17 protein-coding genes and 1 tRNA gene are annotated in these 20019 nt (G+C 66.9%); 10 read left to right on the top strand and 8 right to left on the bottom strand.

Annotated features, from left to right (window positions below):
• Nucleotides 1-46 precede the first annotated feature (46 nt).
• Complete coding sequence (locus EV653_RS10920; RefSeq protein ID WP_134101013.1) at nt 47-1999, top strand: heparinase II/III domain-containing protein; 1953 nt, start codon at nt 47-49, stop codon at nt 1997-1999.
• Between the two features lie 91 nt (nt 2000-2090).
• Here EV653_RS10920 and EV653_RS10915 read toward each other — a convergent pair whose 3' ends face one another.
• Nucleotides 2091-2912, bottom strand: coding sequence for a sigma 54 modulation/S30EA ribosomal C-terminal domain-containing protein (locus tag EV653_RS10915; protein WP_134101010.1), 822 nt, complete (start codon nt 2910-2912; stop codon nt 2091-2093).
• 1213 nt (nt 2913-4125) lie between these two features.
• Nucleotides 4126-4527 (bottom strand): hypothetical protein, encoded by a 402-nt coding sequence (locus tag EV653_RS10910; RefSeq protein ID WP_134101007.1) that lies wholly within the window; start codon nt 4525-4527, stop codon nt 4126-4128.
• Between the two features lie 386 nt (nt 4528-4913).
• Here EV653_RS10910 and EV653_RS10905 point away from each other — a divergent pair, with 386 nt between their 5' ends.
• On the top strand, nt 4914-5903 hold the full coding sequence (locus tag EV653_RS10905) for a TolB family protein (RefSeq protein ID WP_166679340.1): 990 nt from the start codon (nt 4914-4916) through the stop codon (nt 5901-5903).
• Nucleotides 5904-6146: 243 nt separating this feature from the next.
• On the opposite strand, the gene EV653_RS10900 is transcribed toward EV653_RS10905, so the two are convergent.
• From EV653_RS10900 to EV653_RS10890, 3 genes are all read right to left on the bottom strand, one after another.
• The gene (locus tag EV653_RS10900; protein ID WP_202871536.1) at nt 6147-7334 is read right to left on the bottom strand and encodes an amidohydrolase family protein; all 1188 of its coding nucleotides are present in this window, start codon (nt 7332-7334) and stop codon (nt 6147-6149) included.
• Nucleotides 7331-8668 carry a glutamine synthetase family protein gene (locus tag EV653_RS10895; protein WP_134101002.1) on the bottom strand — a complete coding sequence of 446 codons (1338 nt, stop codon included), beginning with the start codon at nt 8666-8668 and terminating at the stop codon, nt 7331-7333. Before EV653_RS10895 ends, EV653_RS10900 begins: the two co-directional genes overlap by 4 nt.
• Before the next feature lie 125 nt (nt 8669-8793).
• Nucleotides 8794-9501, bottom strand: coding sequence for a hypothetical protein (locus EV653_RS10890; protein WP_238159674.1), 708 nt, complete (start codon nt 9499-9501; stop codon nt 8794-8796).
• A gap of 838 nt (nt 9502-10339) precedes the next feature.
• On the opposite strand from EV653_RS10890, the gene EV653_RS10885 reads away from it, so the two are divergent.
• Complete coding sequence (locus tag EV653_RS10885) at nt 10340-10825, top strand: hypothetical protein (RefSeq protein WP_134100999.1); 486 nt, start codon at nt 10340-10342, stop codon at nt 10823-10825.
• Nucleotides 10826-11264: 439 nt separating this feature from the next.
• Nucleotides 11265-12524 (top strand): MFS transporter, encoded by a 1260-nt coding sequence (locus tag EV653_RS10880; protein WP_134100996.1) that lies wholly within the window; start codon nt 11265-11267, stop codon nt 12522-12524.
• A gap of 192 nt (nt 12525-12716) precedes the next feature.
• On the opposite strand, the gene EV653_RS10875 is transcribed toward EV653_RS10880, so the two are convergent.
• A tRNA-Leu gene (locus EV653_RS10875) sits at nt 12717-12805 on the bottom strand.
• A gap of 140 nt (nt 12806-12945) precedes the next feature.
• Here EV653_RS10875 and EV653_RS10870 point away from each other — a divergent pair.
• The 6 genes from EV653_RS10870 to EV653_RS10845 all read left to right on the top strand — a co-directional run bounded on the left by EV653_RS10870 (nt 12946) and on the right by EV653_RS10845 (nt 16926).
• On the top strand, nt 12946-13434 hold the full coding sequence (locus tag EV653_RS10870; protein WP_134100993.1) for a VOC family protein: 489 nt from the start codon (nt 12946-12948) through the stop codon (nt 13432-13434).
• A 137-nt stretch (nt 13435-13571) separates the two neighbouring features.
• Nucleotides 13572-14252, top strand: a complete 681-nt coding sequence (locus EV653_RS10865; RefSeq protein WP_134100991.1) for a hypothetical protein — start codon at nt 13572-13574, stop codon at nt 14250-14252.
• Nucleotides 14252-14782, top strand: a complete 531-nt coding sequence (locus EV653_RS10860; protein ID WP_134100988.1) for a DUF6529 family protein — start codon at nt 14252-14254, stop codon at nt 14780-14782. The genes EV653_RS10865 and EV653_RS10860 overlap by 1 nt, the downstream gene beginning before the upstream one ends.
• Nucleotides 14779-15216, top strand: coding sequence for a Rieske (2Fe-2S) protein (locus EV653_RS10855; RefSeq protein WP_134100985.1), 438 nt, complete (start codon nt 14779-14781; stop codon nt 15214-15216). The genes EV653_RS10860 and EV653_RS10855 overlap by 4 nt, the downstream gene beginning before the upstream one ends.
• Before the next feature lie 47 nt (nt 15217-15263).
• The gene (locus tag EV653_RS10850) at nt 15264-16589 is read left to right on the top strand and encodes a M20/M25/M40 family metallo-hydrolase (protein WP_134100983.1); all 1326 of its coding nucleotides are present in this window, start codon (nt 15264-15266) and stop codon (nt 16587-16589) included.
• A 34-nt stretch (nt 16590-16623) separates the two neighbouring features.
• Entirely contained in the window at nt 16624-16926 is a 303-nt protein-coding gene (locus EV653_RS10845) for a chorismate mutase (RefSeq protein WP_370357952.1), read from the top strand.
• On the opposite strand, the gene EV653_RS10840 is transcribed toward EV653_RS10845, so the two are convergent.
• Nucleotides 16923-19337 (bottom strand): glycosyl hydrolase, encoded by a 2415-nt coding sequence (locus EV653_RS10840; RefSeq protein ID WP_134100977.1) that lies wholly within the window; start codon nt 19335-19337, stop codon nt 16923-16925. The two genes, EV653_RS10845 and EV653_RS10840, sit on opposite strands and share 4 nt — an antisense overlap.
• A 48-nt stretch (nt 19338-19385) precedes the next feature.
• A complete protein-coding gene (locus EV653_RS10835; protein WP_134100975.1) occupies nt 19386-20000 on the bottom strand; it encodes a lysoplasmalogenase family protein in 615 nt (204 codons plus the stop codon).
• Between the last annotated feature and the right edge of the window lie 19 nt (nt 20001-20019).

Below are 20019 nucleotides of genomic sequence, written 5' to 3'. Positions count from 1 at the left end.
TCGAAGCACCGCTGCTGTTCGGCGGCGGTGGGGGAGGGCGAAGGCTATGAAGTACAGAACACGGGCCGCGGTGGCCCTGGGGCTAGCCGCGGTGGTGCTGGCAGCCGGCGCAGCGACGGGAGCGACGGCACCACCTACGGTCACACCTGGAATCCCGATCCTGCCCGCACTGCCTGAACCGGGCGAGTCCCAGTTCGTGCCGGGGGCAACAAATGTCGTACCGCCGACTGCCGCGCCGGCGACCGATATCGGGAAGAAGCAGGTCCAGTCGTTGGCGGCGCCGTTCTATGCGTGCTCGGGGTTCAGCGGGATCGAGAAGACCAATCCGCTGGCGAATCTGTACGTCGACAAGTTCCAGTGGGGGCCGTATGCGGCGTACAAGGTCGGCAATGGCGGCGGCAACATCAACTGGGCGTCGAACCCGTACAAGAATGCCAGTTGGTACATGTGGTTCCATTCGCTGCGTTGGCTCGGGCAAGGAATCATCGCGGCCGGCCAGGGCAACCTGACCGCGCTGACGCGGGTCAACACGATTGCCTACGACTGGTACCGCGACAACCCGTACTCGTGGAAGGCGAATGTCGGCGCGTGGGAGTCGACCATGCACCGGACGAATGTGCTGATCTGCCTGCGTCAGGCGATCCTGTCGGGGTTGAAGGTCACCACGCTGCCGACTCGCTACGCCTGGCTGGACACGGCGTTGCTGAGTCACGCGAGGTTCCTGACGAACTACTGGAGCGGCGCGTGGAACCACGGCACCGATGAGAGCATCGCGCTGTTCGGCGTTGGGGTGACGTTGAATCGGGCCGACTACAAGAACCTCGCCGTGCAGCGGCTGGGGGCAGGAATCACGACGTCGATCGACACGCAGGGATCGACCAACGAGCAGTCGACCGGGTATGCGTCGTTCAACTATTCCCTGTGGGGCCGCGCCATAGCGGTGTTGCAGAACGGCGGGGTCGACCCTGGTACGACGATGGCGACCAGGCGGGCGTTGCTCGGGAAGTGGCTCGCACTGGCGACGAACTCGCTCGGCAAACTTCATCAACTCGGCGACACCGAGGTGCAGTCGACGTACCCGTGGGTGGGAACGCCGATGGAGTATGCCGGCTCACTGGGCACGAAAGGCACGGTGCCGCCGTGGCGGGTCGGGATCTATTCCGCCGGGTATGTGTTCGGGCGGACCGGTTGGGGCACTGATCCTGCGAGAGGTTTCACGGGCGAGTCGGCGTACAGCATCAGGTTCGGTCCGCCGCGGGCGTTCCACGGGCATTTCGACCACACGAGCATCACGTACACGGCGCGCGGGCGAGACATCATCGTCGACGGCGGATATGCGGCCTACAACGCCGGCGCTTATCGGACCTGGGCCGTGAGTCCCAGCGCGCACAGTGACCTGACGACGCCGCTGTCGACGTACCTGAACCCGACGACCCGGCTGACGGCGTCATCGGTGAAGACGAACGCCGAGGCCTATGTGTTGAGCGATGCGCCGGGGAGTGGGATCAGTCGCGTGCGTTCGGTGCTGGTGCTGAAGGACCCGGACCTGCTGGTGACGTGGGACCGTGCATCGGCGAGAACCGCTCAGGCGTTCCAGACGCTGTGGCATCTGCCGTCCGATCAGAAGGCGACTGTGTACTCGCGGACCACCGCGACCGCGATCGCGGCGGGCGACACGACGAAGACGATCCTGTTCCAGGTGCCGTTCAAGCAGGCGCTGCCGGCCGGCGCGATCCTGGTCAAGCAGGCCCAGACCAACCCGATCCAGGGCTGGGTCTACCCGAGCAGCTACGTCCGCCGGTCTGCACCGACCATCATGCTGGCCCGCTCCGGCACAACGGCATCGATCCTGTCGTTCGTCGTGCCGATCCGAGCTTCGGGAGGGGTCACCTACAAGACCTACTGGTCGGGGACGACCTTCGTCGTATCGCTGAAGGTCGGCGGCCGCGCCGTGGCCGTTGCCATCTCCGGCGGCGGCTCGCTCTACCGAGCCGGCTAGGAGGCTGACCTTCCTTCCATCCGAGCGGGAGTGGACTTGCCGGCAGTGGCGTCGGGTCACGCCGCTGCCGGCATCGTTGCCGGCCGAGCCGTCACCATGATCCGCGGCTGCTCCTGAGGCCGGCGGCTCGCCTTCGCCGCAACGCCGGCGTCGGTGCCAGGAGACCGTAATGCCCGTCGTATCTCGCGTAGAGGACAGACACACGCCCGGTGGCCCGATCGACGAAGATCTCGAACGGTGCGCCGGTGAGGTCCAGCCACGCGGTCGCGTCCGCGACGGTGAGCCGGTGTGCGGCCGTCAGGACGATCGGCGGCGACGTGATTTCGATGCCGATCGCGTTGGGCAGCGACTGCAGAATCCGGTAGCTGCCCGAAGCGCTCCGGACGACGACGCTGTCCTCACGGCTGTGCCGCTCCCGGAACAGGTGGAACCGGTAGTCCATCGCCTCGAGTACGCCGATGGCCTCGTTGGCAGTCATCGCCGCCGGCTCGCACAACTTGTGACGGGCCAAACGGCGGGCGAACGGCGGCAGGAGCTCCGGCGGCGTAGGCGGCGAGGTGCTGATCGCTTGGTCGCGCAGGCACGGAGCAAGGACTCCCGGGAATGGGTGCAGTTGCCCGATGGTGCGGACCGCGAGCATGCTGACGACCTCCGACGTCGTAGCAGCTGCCACCTGGGCCCGAACCCGGTGCCGGGCGAGTTGTACGTCGAGCTGGGCAACTATCGGCCGGACCAGGTCAGGCTCGCTCAGCCGGGCCAGTCGCACCCGGCTATGGACGGCCGATGCACCGAGGATCGGCAGGAGGCGTTCGGACACCACCTCCGCCGCGTTCGTCGGCAGAATCCCCTGCATGGTGACGTGAAGTGCCCAGCCGGACCTGGTCGGCAGCATGGTCCGCGACTCGATTGTCATGTTTCCCCCATGAATGCTTGCCTAGGACAACAGCCTGACACGTCGCCGGCAGCTCGGTGCGGGTCCGTTGGCCCTCGAAGTCGGGACTTTGGTCCCGCCCCTCGCCGGTTTGGGTACGTGACCTCGCGCCCTTGGTGCAAATTCGAGGCAGCGGCGCAGGATCGGTGCTCGTCTGCTCGGCTCGAACACCTCCTCGACCGTCACCTCTCCACGAATGTGCGTCATGTCGGCCTGTGAGCGACCCTTGCAGGGGACCGGCTCGGGTACGGACCGGACAGGGTCACCCACACTGTGCCGCGCCGTCGGCAAGAGATACCCGGGCCAAAGGTCCCGAGTTCGCTGGGCCACAGTCCCGAGGCCGAGCTGGACCAGGCTCGTGAGCGGGAGCCTGGCGCCGTACATTGCCGATGCGTGAGCGTGCAAATACGAGAAGCAACACACTCGGGACCTTTGGCCCTAGAGCCAAGGGCGCTAGTCCGGTTTGTTGGAGTTGTAGGGCTACGACAGTGAGGCTGAACAGGGGCAGCTGGCTGATCTGGAAGCGTTTCGGTAGCGGCCGGAATGCGATGACGTCCATTTTCGGGCCGGGCGATTTCAACGCTGACGGATTCATGAACGTGCTCGCGAGGCAGAGCACTGACCGCGATCACCGCCTGATCTCCTATTGGAGGATGGTGTTGCGCGTGGCGGGAGCCCGCGAGCTCGGTGTCGCCCAATGCGGCATCGAGATCCCTAACCTGGGTTCTCGCCACTCGGTCCGGTCTGGCCCAGCGGCGTACGGCGCGCATCGAAGGGCAGCAGCCGATGCGTCTGGGAACACAGGACTTTCGTCCCTGTGCTCGACCTGGCGGGCGAGCTATCGGTGAGGGTATGACTGAATTCGCGTGGCCCCTTCGGACGTCGGTGTTACGTGATCCGTGGTTCCGGCAGCACCCGGTGATGGCGCTTGTGGTGGCCGAGGGCCTTTTGGAACTGTTCTGCTGCTGACGCTGATCGCAGGCGCCGTGGGAGTGCATCTTGACCGACAGCGGGCGGCACCCGCATCCTCGGACGGCGCGGGAGGGGCACCGGCTGAAGGTGCCCAGCACTCGACCATCGCGGAGATCTGGAGACCCGCGGTACACCCGATATGCGGTCTACGGCCGGTGGCAGAAGGTGGAAGAACTCCTTGATGCCGATGACGTCGCTGGCGGCTACGTCGTCAAGGATGTGATCACGCCTGGAATCCATCGCTGGATCGGCTCGTGGTGCGCATCATCGCCTGCGCCAGCTTGTCCACCGACGACTCGCTGCCCTCAGGCAGGAGCTGCAGGTCGCCCAGAAAGTCGAGCAGCTCACCGGCGTCGATTTCGAGGTGCTTCGCCCAGCTGACGCGCGCCTTGCCCAGCTTCGAGCGAGATCCCGCGACGCGGATGCTGTCGACCTGCAGGTGGCCGTCGTACAGCCTGCGGGCTGTGCGAATATGGGGTGGCGGGCGTCGAAGCCGCGGTTGGTGACGAGCGCGAGCTCGAACGATCCTCCGGCGCTCCGCAGGGTCCGCCAGGTGGCGTAGAAGTGCTGCAGCGGGCTGGAACCTTCCGTGGTCTCCATCGTCGCCGAAATCGCCCGACGCCACCGCGGCATCGTGACGCTCACCGAAACCTCCACCTTCACAATCCGTCTACCCACCGCCGGTCCCTCATAGCGCGCCGTTGCCCACAGCAACGGTTAGGCGTCTCGACGGGTTGAGCTACAACCCGCTCCGAAAATCGGGAGTCGGTCGACGGGGATGAATCGTTTGGTCGGAAAAGCCCGCGCCGCTGTGCTGGACGACGCCTGGATCATGCCCCTACAGGTCGGTTCAGATGAGTGCCTCGATCTCCGTCTTCAATCAAACGCTGCAACGCCGGCGGGTTCGTCCGCCGTCTTGCCCTTTGCGGGTGGCAGGGATTTGATGGAGTGATCCCGATGGGAGGCGCGGGGAATCAGTCCTCGTGCCGCCTCGGGACGGGGGTGGGGACCATGTCGACCCGTTGGTCGAAGGCAGCAATCTTTCTCGCAGTGATCTTGGTGGCAGTCGCAGTTCCGACATCAGCTCAGGCTACTTTTCCCGGCCGGAACGGGTTGATCGCCTTCACGGCGGGAACAGACGCCGGCAGCCAACTGTTCACCGTGCGCCCCGACGGCACGGATCTTCGTCAGATCACGCGCGTGGACGGTGATGCCGTCAACGTCGACTGGGCGCCGGATGGCAGCCGCATCGTCTTCTCCATCGGCAGCGAAGACTCGGTCCGGATTGCCGTCGCCAGACCGGACGGATCCCGGCTCAAAGTGCTGCCACAGCCGGCGGGCGTCTTCGACGACCAACCGTCGTTCTCGCCCGATGGACGGACCATCTACTTCGAGCGCTTCACCATCGCGACCAACGACGATGCGATCTGGCGTATGTCGAGCGACGGCAGCCACCAGCGCCGACTACTCGGCCCGTTCCCCAACGGTTTCGTGACCGACCCCAACGTGTCGCCGGATGGCAAGACCCTTAGCTTCCAGGGCTTCGACGGCTCGGTGACGGGTCCGCCGCCCAACCTGGAGCCGGCACAAGGCCTGTTCACGGCCGACGTCGACGGTCGTCATATCAGGCAGATTCGACCGTTCACGGCAGATGAGACGATCAAGGCGGACTGGGCCCCGAGCGGTCGTCGGATCGCGGTGACCGAGAACGCGAACCACTTCCATCCCGCAGATTCGGCGAACATCGTGACGATGCGCCCGGATGGCTCGGCTGTTCGAGAAGTCACTCATTTCCACGATGGCGAGACGAATGCATACCTCGGATCGTATTCGCCCGACGGTCAGTGGGTCGTGTTCAGACTAGAGATCGGCGGCCTGTTCGGTCTTTATCGCATGCATCCCGACGGAAGCCAGCGGAAGGCGATCTTGGCGCCATCGGCGTTCCGACCGTCTCTTATCGACTGGGGCCCTCGTGCCAGGTCCGATGTGCATGGCGCCTAGCTGAAGGCTTGCGGTTCCAGGTTGCCGGCGCGCTCCAGAGGTGTTGATCGCGCCGGACCGCCCGGTCCGAGTTCTGGAACGCGTGATCAGAGGGTGGAGCAGGAGCCATCTCAAGCCGGCTGGCTCCCTGCGGGTAGCTCGGCGGCGACGTCGTGACGCGAACGGGCGGCCTGGTGCCGGTCCGGTATGCAGCCGGTGACGCAGCTCGACCGCTGCCTCTATGTGTGCTTCCTCGATCGCTGTCTACTCCAGACCGTAGGCTCGAACAGCGTTGTCGCGGCCCAGCATTTTGACGTAGCGGCGCGCGTCGGCTGCGCCGATCAGGTTGTCGGCCAGCCACTCGTCGAGGACCAGGCCGACGGCTCGGCGCCAGAGCCAGGATCCGCATGCGTACAGCTCGGGCAGGCCGAACGCATCCGAGGCGTAGAGCAGCTTGTGCATCGGCGCGATCTCCAGCGACTCCCGCACCAGCGTTTCGCTGGACGGCCCGGTATGGCTGACTGCGCAACTGGTGTCGAGCCAAACGTGCGGGAAGAGCTGCGCGAGGATCCCGGCCTGACGGATGTACGGGTAGCAGTGCAGCAGCATCAGCTGAGCGCCCGTCGTACGTGTCGCGTGCGCGAACCTGGTGAGGTGGGACGGATCGCAGCGATGCAGCACGATGTCCGGGTCGCCGTACCCGACATGCAACTGGATCGGCTTGCGGAGTTCCACCGCCCGCCACAACAAATGCCGCAGCAGCACCGGGTCCGCGAGACGCCCCGGTGAGCCTGCCTCGATTCTCGTCAGCCAGCGGCCCGCGGCCGCGGTTACCTGAGCAGGTTCCGGTCGGGCCGGGTCGAAGTCGAGACCGTACCGGTAGGCGATGATCGATTTGACGCCAACCGCGTTTGCGGCGGCCGCCTCGAGCGCGTCGTCGAAGGCGCTCGCGAAGCCGGCGGCAGTACAGCCCGGCGCGATCGACTCGGCGAGCCTTTCCAGGCGCACGATCTCGTCGGTAGCCGAGCCGGTCAGGGTCGCCATCTCGTGCGGCGTCGTGATCGTCGAAGCCCGGAAACCGGTGTCGAGCAGGTACCGCTCGGTTCCGCTCGAAGCCAGTAGCCGCGTGCTGACCTCCGTGCCGCCCAGCTCCCCGCGCCGCTGAAGATACTCCTCTGCGGTGCAATGCCGCGGCAGGTCGAGCAACGGCGCGCACAGCGAGCGCACCGTGATTCCGAACGGGTTGTCGAACACCGACGTACCGGGTGGGGCAGGCCAATCCGATTCGGTGGCCAGCAGCTCCACCTCCGCATCGGTCGCGGTGCCGGTCTGTACGCCGTGGCAGTGGTGGTCGATCAGCGGCATTTGGAAGGCCAACTCGGCCACACTCTCACCAGTCCGCACAACCGGCAGGGCTTCCGTGGCATCCGGGATCGCTCCTTGATCGCTCATGCCGACCACGCGAACCGCAACCGCTCGGCCACTGCGGACGGGTCCTGTCCTTCGAAGGCGGTCACCTCGTGTCGCCGTACGGCGAGCAGCGCGGACAGCAGGTCTGCGCCGAGTATGTGTTTTGCCTGGGCCGACTGCTTGAGCGCGTCCAGCGCCGCGGTCTGATCGGTAGGAAGTGTCTGGTGCTGTGCGTCGGCCGGATGAGTCGTGGCCTCGGTCGGCAGCGGGGTCTTGCGCCGCACACCGTCCACGATCAGGCCGAGCACGACCGCGGTCGCGAGGTAGGGGTTGGCGGACGGGTCGATACATTTGACCTCGATGTTGGCGCTGCCTGCCTCGACCGCGCACAGACGTACTGCGGCCTCGCGGTTCTCCAGTCCCCAGCAGGCAAACGCGCCCGACCAGTGCCCGGGAAGCAGCCGCTGACCCGACAGCACGGACCCGGCGAACACGCCGATCACGCCGGGCAGCCCGGCGAGAATACCGCCGATCGCCGACTCGCCCTCCACGGTCAGCCCGTGCGGTCCGGGCCCACCGGACAGCATCGGCGTACCGTCGCGATGGAGCGAGACATGGACGTGGGCTCCGTTGCCGCTACCACCTGCGAACGGGACCGGCGAGAACGACGCGGCAAGCCCTGCGCGCCGCGCTGCGCGGCCGATCACGATGCGCGCCAGTACCACGATGTCGGCCGCGGCGACCGGATCGGTGGGGGAGAAGGAGATTTCGTACTGATTGTCGCCGTACTCGGCATGGCACTGCACGACGTCGAGCCCGGCGGTTCTGCAGTCGTCGAGCAGTCGCAGGAGGAAGTCCTCCCGGTCCAGTCCTGCGGTCAGGCCGTAGCAGCTCCATGGGCGTTCGGTCAGCGCCGCACCGTCGGCGGCGGTGAGTACGAACTCGACCTCGCAGCCGACTGTCGCGGTGATGCCAAGTGACGCCAACTCGTCCACGGTCTCCCGTAGCCGCCCGCGTGTGCACAGCGACGAGGGCGAGCCGGACTGTTCCTGGAACTCTGCCGGCGCCCACGCCAGGCCGCCGCCGAGCACGCGCAGCGCGCGCAGGTCGGGACGCAGCCGTTGGTCGCCGACCACGCCCAGCTCGGGCGTGAATGCAATGCCGTTGTCGATGCAGAAGACATGCCAGCTCGGTGCCGCCCCCAGCCCCGACCGGTGCGTCTCCGCGATCTTCTCGCGCGGCACGAACTTCGCGCGAGGCACACCACTGGGATCGACAGCAGTCACCGCGAGCGCGCTCACCGCGCCCCGGACGAGATCGGCGTCGAGCTCGACGAGCTCATGGTTGCCGAGGACGGGAAGAAGATGCGAGGCCATACAGAGACCGTCTCACCTCACCCGCCGGTTAGCCTCCTACGCCCCGACGAGACGGCCCCGCGTGTCTAGTGGCCCCCGACGTCTGTCCCACCACCGGTGAAGTGAGCCCGTGGTGGGACACGTGCCTACTCGCCCGCGAGTGGGTCGTTGGTTGCGGTGGCCCAGCGGAAGTACGCCGGGTCGTTGAACGTGCCAGGGACCTTGCCGAGGCCCTGGATGACTGTCGCGGTGCCGTTCGCGTGTCCGACCGCGTACAGGTAGGCGGATTGGGTGTCTTTGTCGATGCCGAGCAGCAGGGTGCCCTGGTTGCCACACTTCTGTGCGATCAGGAATTCGAAGCCCTGCCAGGTACGGGTGCGTACCGGTTTGATGATCGGCTTCATCGGCGATGTCGTCGGGATGTGAATCGTGTAGAGCGCGCCGCCCCGGGTGTTCGCGAGGAACGTGTCGTAGGTCCGGGTCTTGCTGATCAACGTCATCGCCTTCACCGACGCGAAGCCCGTTGACGTGCCGGTGACGCTCCAACCCCCGCTGGTCGAGGTCCATCTGAAGAGCACGCCGCCGCGGTTCAGCCCGTAAAGCTTCGTTCGCGCGGAGGTTCCCTCGCGATAGCGGGACTCCTCGAATGCGACGATGTCACTGTATTCGCCGGGGTCGACCTCGCGGCCGATCGAGTCCGGATCGAGTTCACGGCCCTCGACGAGCGTGTAGCCGCTGTAGGTGAGGGTCCCGCCGATGATCACATGGCCCGCGACATAAACCCCGCCGGGAGTCGGTGAGGTGAACATCGAACCGCTGAGTCGTACCTGATCATCGAACAGGCCAGGCGCCACAACGCGATCGTTCGTTCTCGTCGGCGGCGAGTTGGCAGTAATGCGTTGTGACCTGTGATCACCTCCAGCCGTGACCGACCCCAGATCCATCGTGCACTTGCCGGCGCTTGCATCGCCGCTGGTCGTCGTGACAGCGTCCGCGGCTCCGGGGAACAAGCCGACGGCCAAGAGTGCAGCCGCGCTCAGTACTACCGAGCCTCGACGGACTAGCCCTTGCTTACCTCGCATGTCGCAACCTCTCGTGACCTGACCCCCAGGTTGCAGGCTCCATGCCAGCAGCAGATCGTCACCCAGCTTGATGCGGCTGAACCGATAAAAGTTGCGCAGTCGTCCCCGAACGGCCAACGTGGGCAGGATTTCTGCCTCACTCGCATGCACGGGACTGCGCAGCCGGATTGTCAGTAAGCCGGACCCCCGCCGCCGGAGCGGTTCGTCGTCTCGCCGGAGGACCAGCCCGAGCTGGCCACTCTTGGCCAATCGGTGAAGGTGAGCAGCATCGTCGCGTACGGCGACCGCCGGACCATCACCTTGGCACGGGCGGTCGCGACCTGTTAGGCGGCGATGCCATGTGCTGTTGGAGATTCGGCGGTTGGTGCGGCGTGGGTCGCGCGATCGGCCGGGAGTCCGGAAGCTGAACGCTGAGTCCGATGAATCTCACGCGCGACGGCACTGATGGCGGCCGAGCCGGATGTGATCGGCCGCCTTCAGTGTCAGTTGTGGTGAGAAACCAGATCGTGGGCGGCGTCGGAGTCGTCGCAGACGGAGGGGGAGTTATGGACTGGGCGACTGTGGGGGTGATCGCCGCCGTGGTGGGGCTTCCGTTGGCGGCATTGGCGACATGGCGACGATCCGGACGATTCCGCCGAAACGACGTCTCGGCATAGAGATGACGCCGACGCGTCTGTTCACACGCGATAAGGCGTCAGGCGCAGCAGATCGGCTGTCGATCTCTCATGCCACGTTCGGCGTCCTCGCCGATCCGACAGTCGTACGTTTGTCGATCCGGAACACCGGCCGAGCAGCGATCTCGTCGGCGCTGTACGACAGGGATACCTCGATCAAACTCCACCCCGGCGTGAAGATCCTGGAGTTGCTCGAGGCCTCGAACGCACTCACCACTCAGGTCGGCCCGCCCGCTGAGATCGCCGACGAGATCCTCTCGGTCGGGCCGGGACTGATCGGTCAGCAGGAATGGCTGACCTACGAGCTGCTGGTCGACGGCGACCCGCACCTCACGATCGAGCATTCCCTGATCGACGTTGAGGTTGAGGAGATCGACCTAGCCCAAGAGCGCTTGGCGGTGACCATCGGCGCTTCACGTTGAACGCAGTACTGAACTCTGCACTCGAAGTTGTCGCACCGGGACCGCTCCGGTTCCTACGGTGAGGTGCGACTACCAATCTTGCACCTGACGCAGGGCAGCTTATCGGCGCGCCGGAAGCTGGTCTCTCTGCCCTTGCAGGGGGCCGGGCGGAGGTCGGAGCCAGGGCCGGGGCCAGGGACGGGGCCGTTCTTTTCTCGGACGCGGCCGAGCCACTCGCCGTTGTCGTTGATCTGGACGTCCAGCTCGCCGGTCGCCCAGGCGGCCCGCTGAACCGGCTGCGCCGGGTCCACGTGAGCGTCGTACTGGACGCAGAAGCGGGGCCGCTTGAGTGGGCGGTCAGGGGGTTTGTGAAAATGTGCCTGCCCGGCGTGTCCGCCCCTTCCAGGGATTTCCGCAGCGCGTGGCACACCGTGCACCTCGACCAGGAGACAGCGCATCCATGCGATCACTGCAAGTAGAGGTGCCTACGGAGTCTGCCTGGGGCTACTTGATCGGGCATGTCGTGCTGCGATGGCTTTTCGTGGCCATGCTGATGTCCGGCTTCGCCCTGTCGTTGAGCTGGCCGCAGATGGGCCTCTTCCTGACTCAGGAGCTGCATCTGTCGGTGCGGGCCGCCGGGCTGTACTACGTGACGAACCTGGCTGCCCCGGTCGCCGGATTCCTTGTCGGCGCGCTCTCGGACCGATTCGACAAGCGGATCCCGCTCGCCGTGGGAGGTTCGCTGCTTGCTGCCGCGGGTTGGACCGTGATTGCGGTGTGGGAGCAGCCGTGGGTGCCGTACGTGGTGAACGTCGTGGTCCTCAGTCTGGCGGGGACCTCTGGTGGGCTGCTGTTCACCGTGGCCCGTGGATATCTGGAGCGACATCCGACGCCGTCGCGGTACGGCGTTCTCGCGCTGTTGAGGATCAGCCAGGCGGTCGGCTGGATCACCGGGCCGGCGCTCGGTGCTTGGCTCGCAACGGTGGCCGGGCTGCGGGAGACGTTGCTGGCCACGGCCGCGTTGTCGGCCGTCGGGGTGGTTCCTGTGGTCCTGGCCGGTCGGCACCTGCCCTCGGAGCATACGAGGCCGCGTTCGGATGCGACTGTGGCAGCTCGACGAGCCGAGCCGGCCGTGCCGCGAGGCCGGTTCGCGTTGTTGGCGATGTTCACGGCGGTCGGTGTGCTGGTGATGTCGGGTGAGTCGATCAAACTGTCGTTCCTCTCGATCTATATGGCCGAGACCCTGCGCGTGAGTGCGTTCGCCCGTGGTGCGGTCATCTCGTTGCAGCCGCTGCTGGAGGTCGTGTTCATGGCCACGTTGGCCCGGCTCGCGGGGCGGTTCGGCGCGCTGAGGGTGTTCGCGCTCGGCATCGTCGCAGCGTTCGGGGCCTACCTGTCCTACGCCGTCGCGCAGAACCTCGTCGCGATCGCGATCGGCCAGGTGTTCATGTCGGTCGCCGTCGCGGCGACGGGTGCGTTGGGCGTTGCGATCGCTCAGGACCTCGTGCCCGAACGACTCGCCACCGCGACGAACACGTTCAGCAGTTCGGTGATGGTCTCCGGAGCGCTCGGCGGTCTCTACACAGGCGTTGCGGGTGACAGCCTGGGTATCCCGCGTCTGTTCCTGCTGCCGGCCGCGGCCACTGCAGTGGCCGCAGTGCTCTACGCTGCGATGGTGTTCGCCCGGCGCGGGCCTTGGGGCCATGGTCTGCGGCATTGACTTGAAGGTCTCGGCCGCGACGTACTTAAGGCGTACATGGATCAGTTGGGCAATGTAGCCAGAGCCCTGACTTCGCACGGCCCGAGGAGCCGGGTGAGCTCTACTCGTCGCTTCGGCTGGCGCTGAGGTACAACCCACCGAGCAGATTCTCGAGGTGGAGGTCGATCCGTCGGCTGACCGTGTGGTTAGTTCTGGTGTCCGAGGGGGGACTTGAACCCCCACGCCCCGCGAAGGGCACTAGCACCTCAAGCTAGCGCGTCTGCCTATTCCGCCACCCGGACGAGTGGTCTGCACCGGGGTGCGGTGCTGACCGGAGAACAGTAGCAAACTCCAGGGGTGGAATTCACATCGGGCGGGTGGGGGTGGTGACGGAGTGTTGGGGGCGGGGTAGTTTCGGGTTCAAGGAGAAGGGTGGGGTGGGATGACGGAGATCGAGCTGGGTGCGATCGAGGCCGAGCGGGAGCGGATCCGGAGCGCTTATCTGAAGCCGGGCGGGGTGAGTTCGGCGCGTGGGTTGCATCACACCGCGTTGCTGTGTGCCGACGTCGAGCGGACGGTGCGGTTCTACCAGGACGTGCTCGGCTTCCCGCTGACCGAGATGGTCGGGAACCGCGACTACGAGGGCTCGACGCACTTCTTCTTCGACATCGGGAACGGGAACCTGCTGGCGTTCTTCGACTTCCCGGGGCTGGATCTCGGGCCGTACGCCGAGGTGCTGGGCGGACTGCACCACATGGCGATCTCGGTCGAGCCGGCGCGGTGGGACGAGCTCAAAGCGAGCCTGAGCGCGCACGGCGTCGACTTCCAGGAGGAGAGCGGTACGTCGATCTACTTCCGCGACCCCGACGGCGCGCGGATCGAACTGATCTCGGATCCGCTCGGCGAGATGTACGGCCTCAAGGTGCTCTGACCAAGTCGCTCTGACCAAGTTGCTCTGACCGCCGGCAAGCAGTTGCGCCTCCGTGTCGACGGGCTGAGCCGTTGACCGGGCGGGTGGTCGGCGGGATCCTCGTCTCGGGGTGAGACAAGGCTCGGGGTGGGGCGGCGATGGGGCAGCGTAGTCCGTTGGTGACGTTGGCGGCGACGGCCGTCGGCCTGGTCGGGTTCCTCGTGGTCAACAGCACCCAGACCGGCAATCCAACGCCCGCGAGCAGTCCGCCCGCGGTCGCTCCGGCCGCCCAAGGCACCGTCACACCGAGCACATCCGAGTCGGCCGTCACCCCCACGGCCCCCAAGACCACGGCGCCCGCCACTACGACGGCCCCCGCCAAACCGCCCGCGGTCTACGCAGGGCATACCAACGAACGTGAAGCCTCGCTGGCGATCGCGACGAAGGGCGAGCGAGCCGCGGCCTACGTGTGCGACGGCCGTCGCCTGGAAGCCTGGCTGACCGGCACGTACCACAACGGTCAGCTCGTACTCCGCTCGAAGACCGGCGAGCGCCTGACCGCCGCGATCACCAACAACACCGCCACCGGCGCCTTCACGCTCAGTGGTCGCACCCTGCGATTCTCGATCGCCAAGGCCGGCCCGCCCGCCGGCCTCTACCGCGCGCGGAACGCGACCAGCACCATCGGCTGGATCGTGCTGCCCGACGGCAAGCAGGTCGGCGTCGACGACGACGGTACGCCGGCGCCCGCCCCGCCGCTCGACACCACCAGGCGCGCCGCGACCGTCAACGGCGTACCCGTGACCGCGCAGGCAGTCGTCGGAGATGAGACGTTCTGATGAGCACAGCACAGGTTCAGAAAGCGAGCACGATCGCGATACCGCTGTCGGTCGGCGCCGCCGCGGCCGTCGCGCTCGGTGTCTACGGTCGCCTCCACGATCCGACCGGCGTCGCGATCAACCTGGCCGGTTTCTCCAGCTTCCAGTCCGTCAAAACCTGGCTCGCCACGCTCGCCGCGGTACTCGGCCTGGTGCAGGTTGTCAGCGCCTACGCCCTGTACCACGGCCGCCCCAAAGTCGCGCCGCTCCACCGCTGGTCCGGCCGCGCCGCCGTCGCGGTCACCCTCCCGGTCGTCGCGCACTGTCTCTATGCACTCGGCTTCCAGTACGGCGAACCGCGCGTGCTGATCCACTCCCTGCTGGGCTGCTTCTTCTACGGCGCGTTCGTCGCGAAGATGCTCACGCTCACCAGGCCCGACGCCCCCAAATGGCTCTTGCCGGTCGTCGGCGGAGCCCTGTTCACCGCCCTGATCGGCCTGTGGCTGACCTCGGCCCTGTGGTTCTTCACGACGTTCGGAGTTATCCGATGACCGAGCAAGCAGGCCGCCGCGCGGTGCTGGCCGTCGTACTCGGAGCGACCGCCGCCGGCTGTTCGAAGTACGGCCAACCCTCGAACCCGCAGCCCTCGAACGCGCCACCGGGCTCGAACCCGCAGCCCTCGCAGACGGCGCCCGCGAACGCCGTCCTCGGGAAGACCGAGGAGATCCCGGTCGGCGAGGGCAAGATCTTCGACCAGAACCAGGTCGTCGTCACGCAGCCGGTGAAGGGCACGTTCAAGGCGTTCAGCTCGACCTGTACGCATCAGGGCTGTCAGGTGACGACTGTTGCCGACGGCACCATCGACTGTCCGTGTCACGGCAGCAAGTACTCCGTGAAAGACGGCTCCGTCGTGGCCGGGCCCGCGCCGCGGCCGCTCCCGCCGAAACAGATCACCGTCTCCGGGGACTCGATCACGCTGGTCTGACCGACCTCGGGGTGCCTCCCCAGGACCGGTGCGAGAGGATGGTCGGCATGACGACCTCCAGCGACCGCCCGTCGTACGCCCCCGATGCCGAGGTGGTGGAGCTCTGCAGTGAGCTGATCCGGATCGACACCACGAACTACGGCAACGGCAAGAGCAACGGGGAGCGGGTCGCGGCCGAGTACGTCGCCGCGAAGCTGGACGAGGTCGGGATCGAGTCGACGATCTACGAGTCGGAGCCGGGTCGCGCGACGCTGGTCGCTCATTGGGACGGTGAGGACCAGAATGCGGACCCGCTGCTGGTGCACGGGCACCTGGACGTCGTACCGGCGGACCCGAAGGACTGGAAGGTAGACCCGTTCTCCGGGGAGCTCTTCGACGGCTGCGTCTGGGGTCGCGGCGCGGTCGACATGAAGGACTTCGACGCGATGGTGCTTTCGGTGGTCCGCGCTCGGCAGCGCGCCGGCGTGAAGCCGCGGCGGCCGGTGCGTCTCGTGTTCACCGCCGACGAAGAGGCCGGCGGTGTGTACGGCGCGCAGTGGCTGATCAACAACCACCCCGACACCGTCGCCGACTGCACCGAAGGCATCGGCGAGGTCGGCGGGTTCTCGATCACGGTCAAGGACGACCTGCGGCTGTACCTGATCGAGACGGCCGAGAAGGGCATGAACTGGATGCGGCTCAAGGCCCGCGGTACGGCGGGGCACGGGTCGATGGTCAACAACGACAACGCGGTCACCAACCTGGTCGAGGCGGTGACCCGGATCGGCGGGCACGAGTGGCCGCTGCGGATCACGCCGACGGTGCGTGAGTTCCTGAAGACGCTGGAGGATGTGCTCGAGGTCGAGCTCGATCCCGAGGACATGACCGCGACGCTCGCGAAGCTGGGCACGTTCAGCCGGATGTTCGGCGCGACCATCCGCAACACCTCGAACCCGACGATGCTGAACGCCGGCTACAAGGTGAACGTGATTCCCGGCGACGCCGAGGCGCACATCGACGGACGGTTCCTGCCCGGGTACGAGGACGAGTTCTACGCGACCATCGACGAGCTGCTCGGCGACAAGGTGCAGCGGGAGACGGTGGTCAACGACATCGCGCTGGAGACCGAGTTCAGCGGCGGGCTGGTCGAGGCGATGAAGGCGTGCCTGGCCGCCGAGGATCCGCAGAGCCGGACCGCGCCGCTGCTGATGTCGGGCGGCACCGACGCCAAGTCGTGGAGCCGGCTCGGGGTGCGGTGCTTCGGGTTTGTACCGCTGCAGCTGCCGCCGGACCTGGATTTCATGGGCATGTTCCACGGCATCGACGAGCGGGTGCCGACCTCGTCGCTCGAGTTCGGGTCGCGGGTCCTGGACCGGTTCCTGGACCAGGCGTGAGCTCGAGCCGGCAGCCTGGGAAGGTAAGAGCGTGATCGCAGATAATGCCACCGAGGAGCTCGCCCGGCTCCGTAGCAGTATCGACAACATCGACGCCGCGCTGATCCATCTGCTGGCCGAGCGCTTCAAGTGCACCCAGCAGGTCGGTGCCCTCAAGGCCCGGACCGGGATGCCGCCGGCCGACAAGTCCCGCGAACAGGCTCAGGTGGCCCGGCTCCGCGCGCTCGCCGCCGAGTCCGGTCTCGATCCGGTCTTCGCCGAGAAGTTCCTCGCCTTCGTGGTCGCCGAGGTCATCCACCACCACGAACGCCTCGCCGAGGCGCGCGCCGCCGACTAGCTGGTTCGGATGATCGTCGGTACGGCGAGCAGCCCGGAGTTCAGGTAGTCGGCCGCGTGCTCGACGTGCTGCAGGTCGAAGCGGCGGCCGAATTCCTTGGTGACGGTTGCTGTCGCTTCGAGTAGGTGTTGGTCGGCGGACAGCGCGTTCGCGGCCGTGTTGTGTACGACGACGCGGAGCGCGTTGGCGCCTGAGTGTGCGGCCTGGGTGATGTCTACGCGGTACGGCGGGGCCCAGAGGGTGCCGCAGGGCGTTTCGTTGAGGTAGATCTCGGCGGCGACGCCGACCGGCGGGATGATGAGGGCCCGGTAGGAGTTGCTGGGCAGATACGGCTCGCTGTCGGGGGCGACGGGCTCGCCTGGGCCGAAGTCCAGGAAGAGCTTTCCGTCGGTGTGCTCCAGTTGCAGCTCGACTTCGTAGGTGGCCGAGCCGGAGTACGTCGCCAGCTCGGGGTCGTCTTCCCAGCGGTGGGGGAGCGTGACGGGGCGAATGTTGTGGTCGAAGGCAACCGACCAGTTGCCCTGGACCGGTCCGACGACTTGCTCGGTGGGGGCGGTTGTAGCAGTCCCGGTCGTCGGGGACAGCACGGCGGATTCGTACGGGCGCAGCGTGAGCGCGAGCGTTGGCTCGTCGGAGGTGCTCCAGTTTTCCATCGGGCGGTCGAAGGTGAGCGTGCGAGACTCAGGCCCGGTGTTGGCGACGAAGTAGAAATCGCCGTCGTCCAGGCGGCGGTGGACGACTCCGACGCCGGGAGGTGGCGTGATCGGTGCCGCCGGCAAGTATCCGGTCGGATCGGTGACCACCTGTCCGCCCGACGCGACCACAGCATCGAGCCAACGCCTGGTCTTCGGTGGCGTCGTGGTTCCTTCAGGTACGACGATCAGCGGCACGTCGGCCGGATCCACCACGGCGATGGCATCGTCGTCGATCAGGTCGTAGTCGAGGCCGGCCTCGCGGACCGTGCGGGGGATGCTTTCCGGAATCAGGCGGCGTACGACGCGGTACAGGTTGTTCGGTTCGTCGGCGCCCGTGTCGGCGTACGCGTCGGAGGCCGGGATGTAGATCTTGACCGGGCGGACCGGCGTACCTTGCTGGAGGAGCCAGGACAGGCGATGGAGTGAGGCGAACAGATCGGTTGCCACCGGCCACCAAGGGTTGCGGTCGTCGAGCGCGCCGGCGGCGTAGAAGATCCAGCCGAGTCCGGGTCCGTTCGTCGGCGAATACGGCCAGCCGTGGCCGATCAGCTGGTTGACGCCGGACAAGAAATGTTCGTGCGCCTCACCTTGGAGATCGAGCGGCGTCGCGCGGAACGAGGGCGAGTGCACCCAGGTCCACACCTCGGCCGACACCACCGAGCGGCCGTAGATGGCGGCCGCCGAGGATGCCCACCGAGTCTCGGGGATCCGCGTCCAACCCCAGCCCTCGCCCTCGAAGATGTCGGCGAACCGGAAGCTGCTCATTGTCGCCGGCGGTTCGCCGTAGCTCTGGATGCGGAACGGTACGCCGTGCCCGGCTGCCCACTGCTGGAACACCTTCAGGAAGTTGTCCTCGTACAGCTCCGACAACGTCCGCCCGAAGTCGATCCGCAGCTGCCTCCATTCACCTGTGTCGGCGAACAGCTCATACAGCCGCGGCCGCAGGTCGTATCCCCGGCGCTTGGCGAACTCCTCGAAGATCCCCGGCGTCCAGTCGCCCTTGTACACCTCGAGGCTGTCGCAGAACACGGACCCGAGCAGCTTCGGCGTCGCGGCCTGCAGCAATGGCTCCGCCACGGAGCGGATGTGCTCCAACGCTGCAGCCGCCGAGTAGTGATCGAGCGTGTGTCCCTCCGCTCCCGCGGCGGCTCGCTTCACGTTCTGCCCGGTCACCTGCGACGTCGCGATCAACACCTCGCGCGGTTGCCCGCCGGCCGGCACCTCGATCACCCCGTTGCGCACCGGCACCTCGACGTACGACGACGGCGCGCCGAGCGATCCGTCGCCGACGAAGGCCGCGACGAACTCGTCACCGGGCCAGGCCGTCACGATCGGTACGTCGTACGCCGCCGCGCCGATCTCGCGGCGATCCCAGTGCAACTGCCGGGCCGCGTACTCGATCCCGACGTGCGGCCCGCCGTACGACCAGCCGCTGCCGAGCGTCACGTCGAACCGCAGCCCGAGCGAACGCGCCCTCCGAGCCGCATGTCCCACCAGCTCGAGCAGCTCCGGGGACCCGAACGGTGCCGTAACCGGCCCCATCGGATACACGAACGCGACCTCGGCGCCGCCCAGTCCGGCTGCGGCCATCGCGGTCAGTTCGCGGTCGATTTCGTCTCGCGCGATGGACGGCCCGAACCACCACCAGCGCATCATCGGCCGTCCCTCGGGTGGCGGGTTCCGGAACTGTCGTCGTACGTCGTCGACGGTCGCCATACCCTTCACCCCACAGCGGACGCGACCAACGGTCAACGAGGATGACCACTACCGGTCAGATTTGGTCACCCCTGAGGCCAGCAGGTACTGACCGACGGCGTACGTCGACATCGTGAGCGTGCCGCGGCCAGGAAAGTCCCGCCCGGACATCCGCAGCGCGATCAACGCGTCCGAAACGAGGAACAGTGCGCCGCCGACGCCGCTCCGCGAGTTGTGCCAGCGGGAGGCGACGGCAGTTGCTGTCAGCAACAATGCGTACGCAGCCACCGGCACGCGCCGGCCATCGAGCCCAGGCGACAGCACCGCGATCAGGGCTGCCCACAGCGCTGCGTACGCCGCCAGCACTCGCCAGGACCGCTGCGCGGGGTTGGCGAGAAACACCGCGAGGTAACACGCATGCGCCGCCGCGAACGCCGCTATCCCGGCCAGCTGCGCATCAGTCTCGAGCAACAGATCCCCGGCCGCCGACGCGAGCAGCGCCGCCTGAAGCAGCGGCGGCGCGTCCTGTGTGCGCGACCACTGCCACAGCAGCGGCATCAACGTCACCTTGCTGGCCTGCTTGAGGATCTTGACGTCAAAGGCAACGGCCGCGACCTGCACGACCGTCGCACCACAGAACCCCGCCAATACCCGCCGCCCGTGCGTCAACCGCCCCAGGTTCATGCCCCTGAGTCTGCCTGCT

It is taken from the genome of Kribbella pratensis (assembly GCF_004365355.1).
In the GTDB taxonomy this organism is placed as follows: Bacteria; Actinomycetota; Actinomycetes; order Propionibacteriales; family Kribbellaceae; genus Kribbella.
This window is presented reverse-complemented; position numbering and strand designations above follow the sequence as displayed.

Coding starts and splice junctions, on each gene's coding strand:
- EV653_RS10885 (WP_134100999.1), top strand. CDS start 10,340: ATGGCGACGATCCGGACGATTCCGCCGAAACGACGTCTCGGCATAGAG.
- EV653_RS10840 (WP_134100977.1), bottom strand. CDS start 19,337: ATGGCGACCGTCGACGACGTACGACGACAGTTCCGGAACCCGCCACCC.
- EV653_RS10870 (WP_134100993.1), top strand. CDS start 12,946: ATGACGGAGATCGAGCTGGGTGCGATCGAGGCCGAGCGGGAGCGGATC.
- EV653_RS10920 (WP_134101013.1), top strand. CDS start 47: ATGAAGTACAGAACACGGGCCGCGGTGGCCCTGGGGCTAGCCGCGGTG.
- EV653_RS10865 (WP_134100991.1), top strand. CDS start 13,572: ATGGGGCAGCGTAGTCCGTTGGTGACGTTGGCGGCGACGGCCGTCGGC.
- EV653_RS10905 (WP_166679340.1), top strand. CDS start 4,914: ATGTCGACCCGTTGGTCGAAGGCAGCAATCTTTCTCGCAGTGATCTTG.
- EV653_RS10895 (WP_134101002.1), bottom strand. CDS start 8,668: ATGGCCTCGCATCTTCTTCCCGTCCTCGGCAACCATGAGCTCGTCGAG.
- EV653_RS10900 (WP_202871536.1), bottom strand. CDS start 7,334: ATGAGCGATCAAGGAGCGATCCCGGATGCCACGGAAGCCCTGCCGGTT.
- EV653_RS10915 (WP_134101010.1), bottom strand. CDS start 2,912: ATGACAATCGAGTCGCGGACCATGCTGCCGACCAGGTCCGGCTGGGCA.
- EV653_RS10860 (WP_134100988.1), top strand. CDS start 14,252: ATGAGCACAGCACAGGTTCAGAAAGCGAGCACGATCGCGATACCGCTG.
- EV653_RS10880 (WP_134100996.1), top strand. CDS start 11,265: ATGCGATCACTGCAAGTAGAGGTGCCTACGGAGTCTGCCTGGGGCTAC.
- EV653_RS10855 (WP_134100985.1), top strand. CDS start 14,779: ATGACCGAGCAAGCAGGCCGCCGCGCGGTGCTGGCCGTCGTACTCGGA.
- EV653_RS10850 (WP_134100983.1), top strand. CDS start 15,264: ATGACGACCTCCAGCGACCGCCCGTCGTACGCCCCCGATGCCGAGGTG.
- EV653_RS10835 (WP_134100975.1), bottom strand. CDS start 20,000: ATGAACCTGGGGCGGTTGACGCACGGGCGGCGGGTATTGGCGGGGTTC.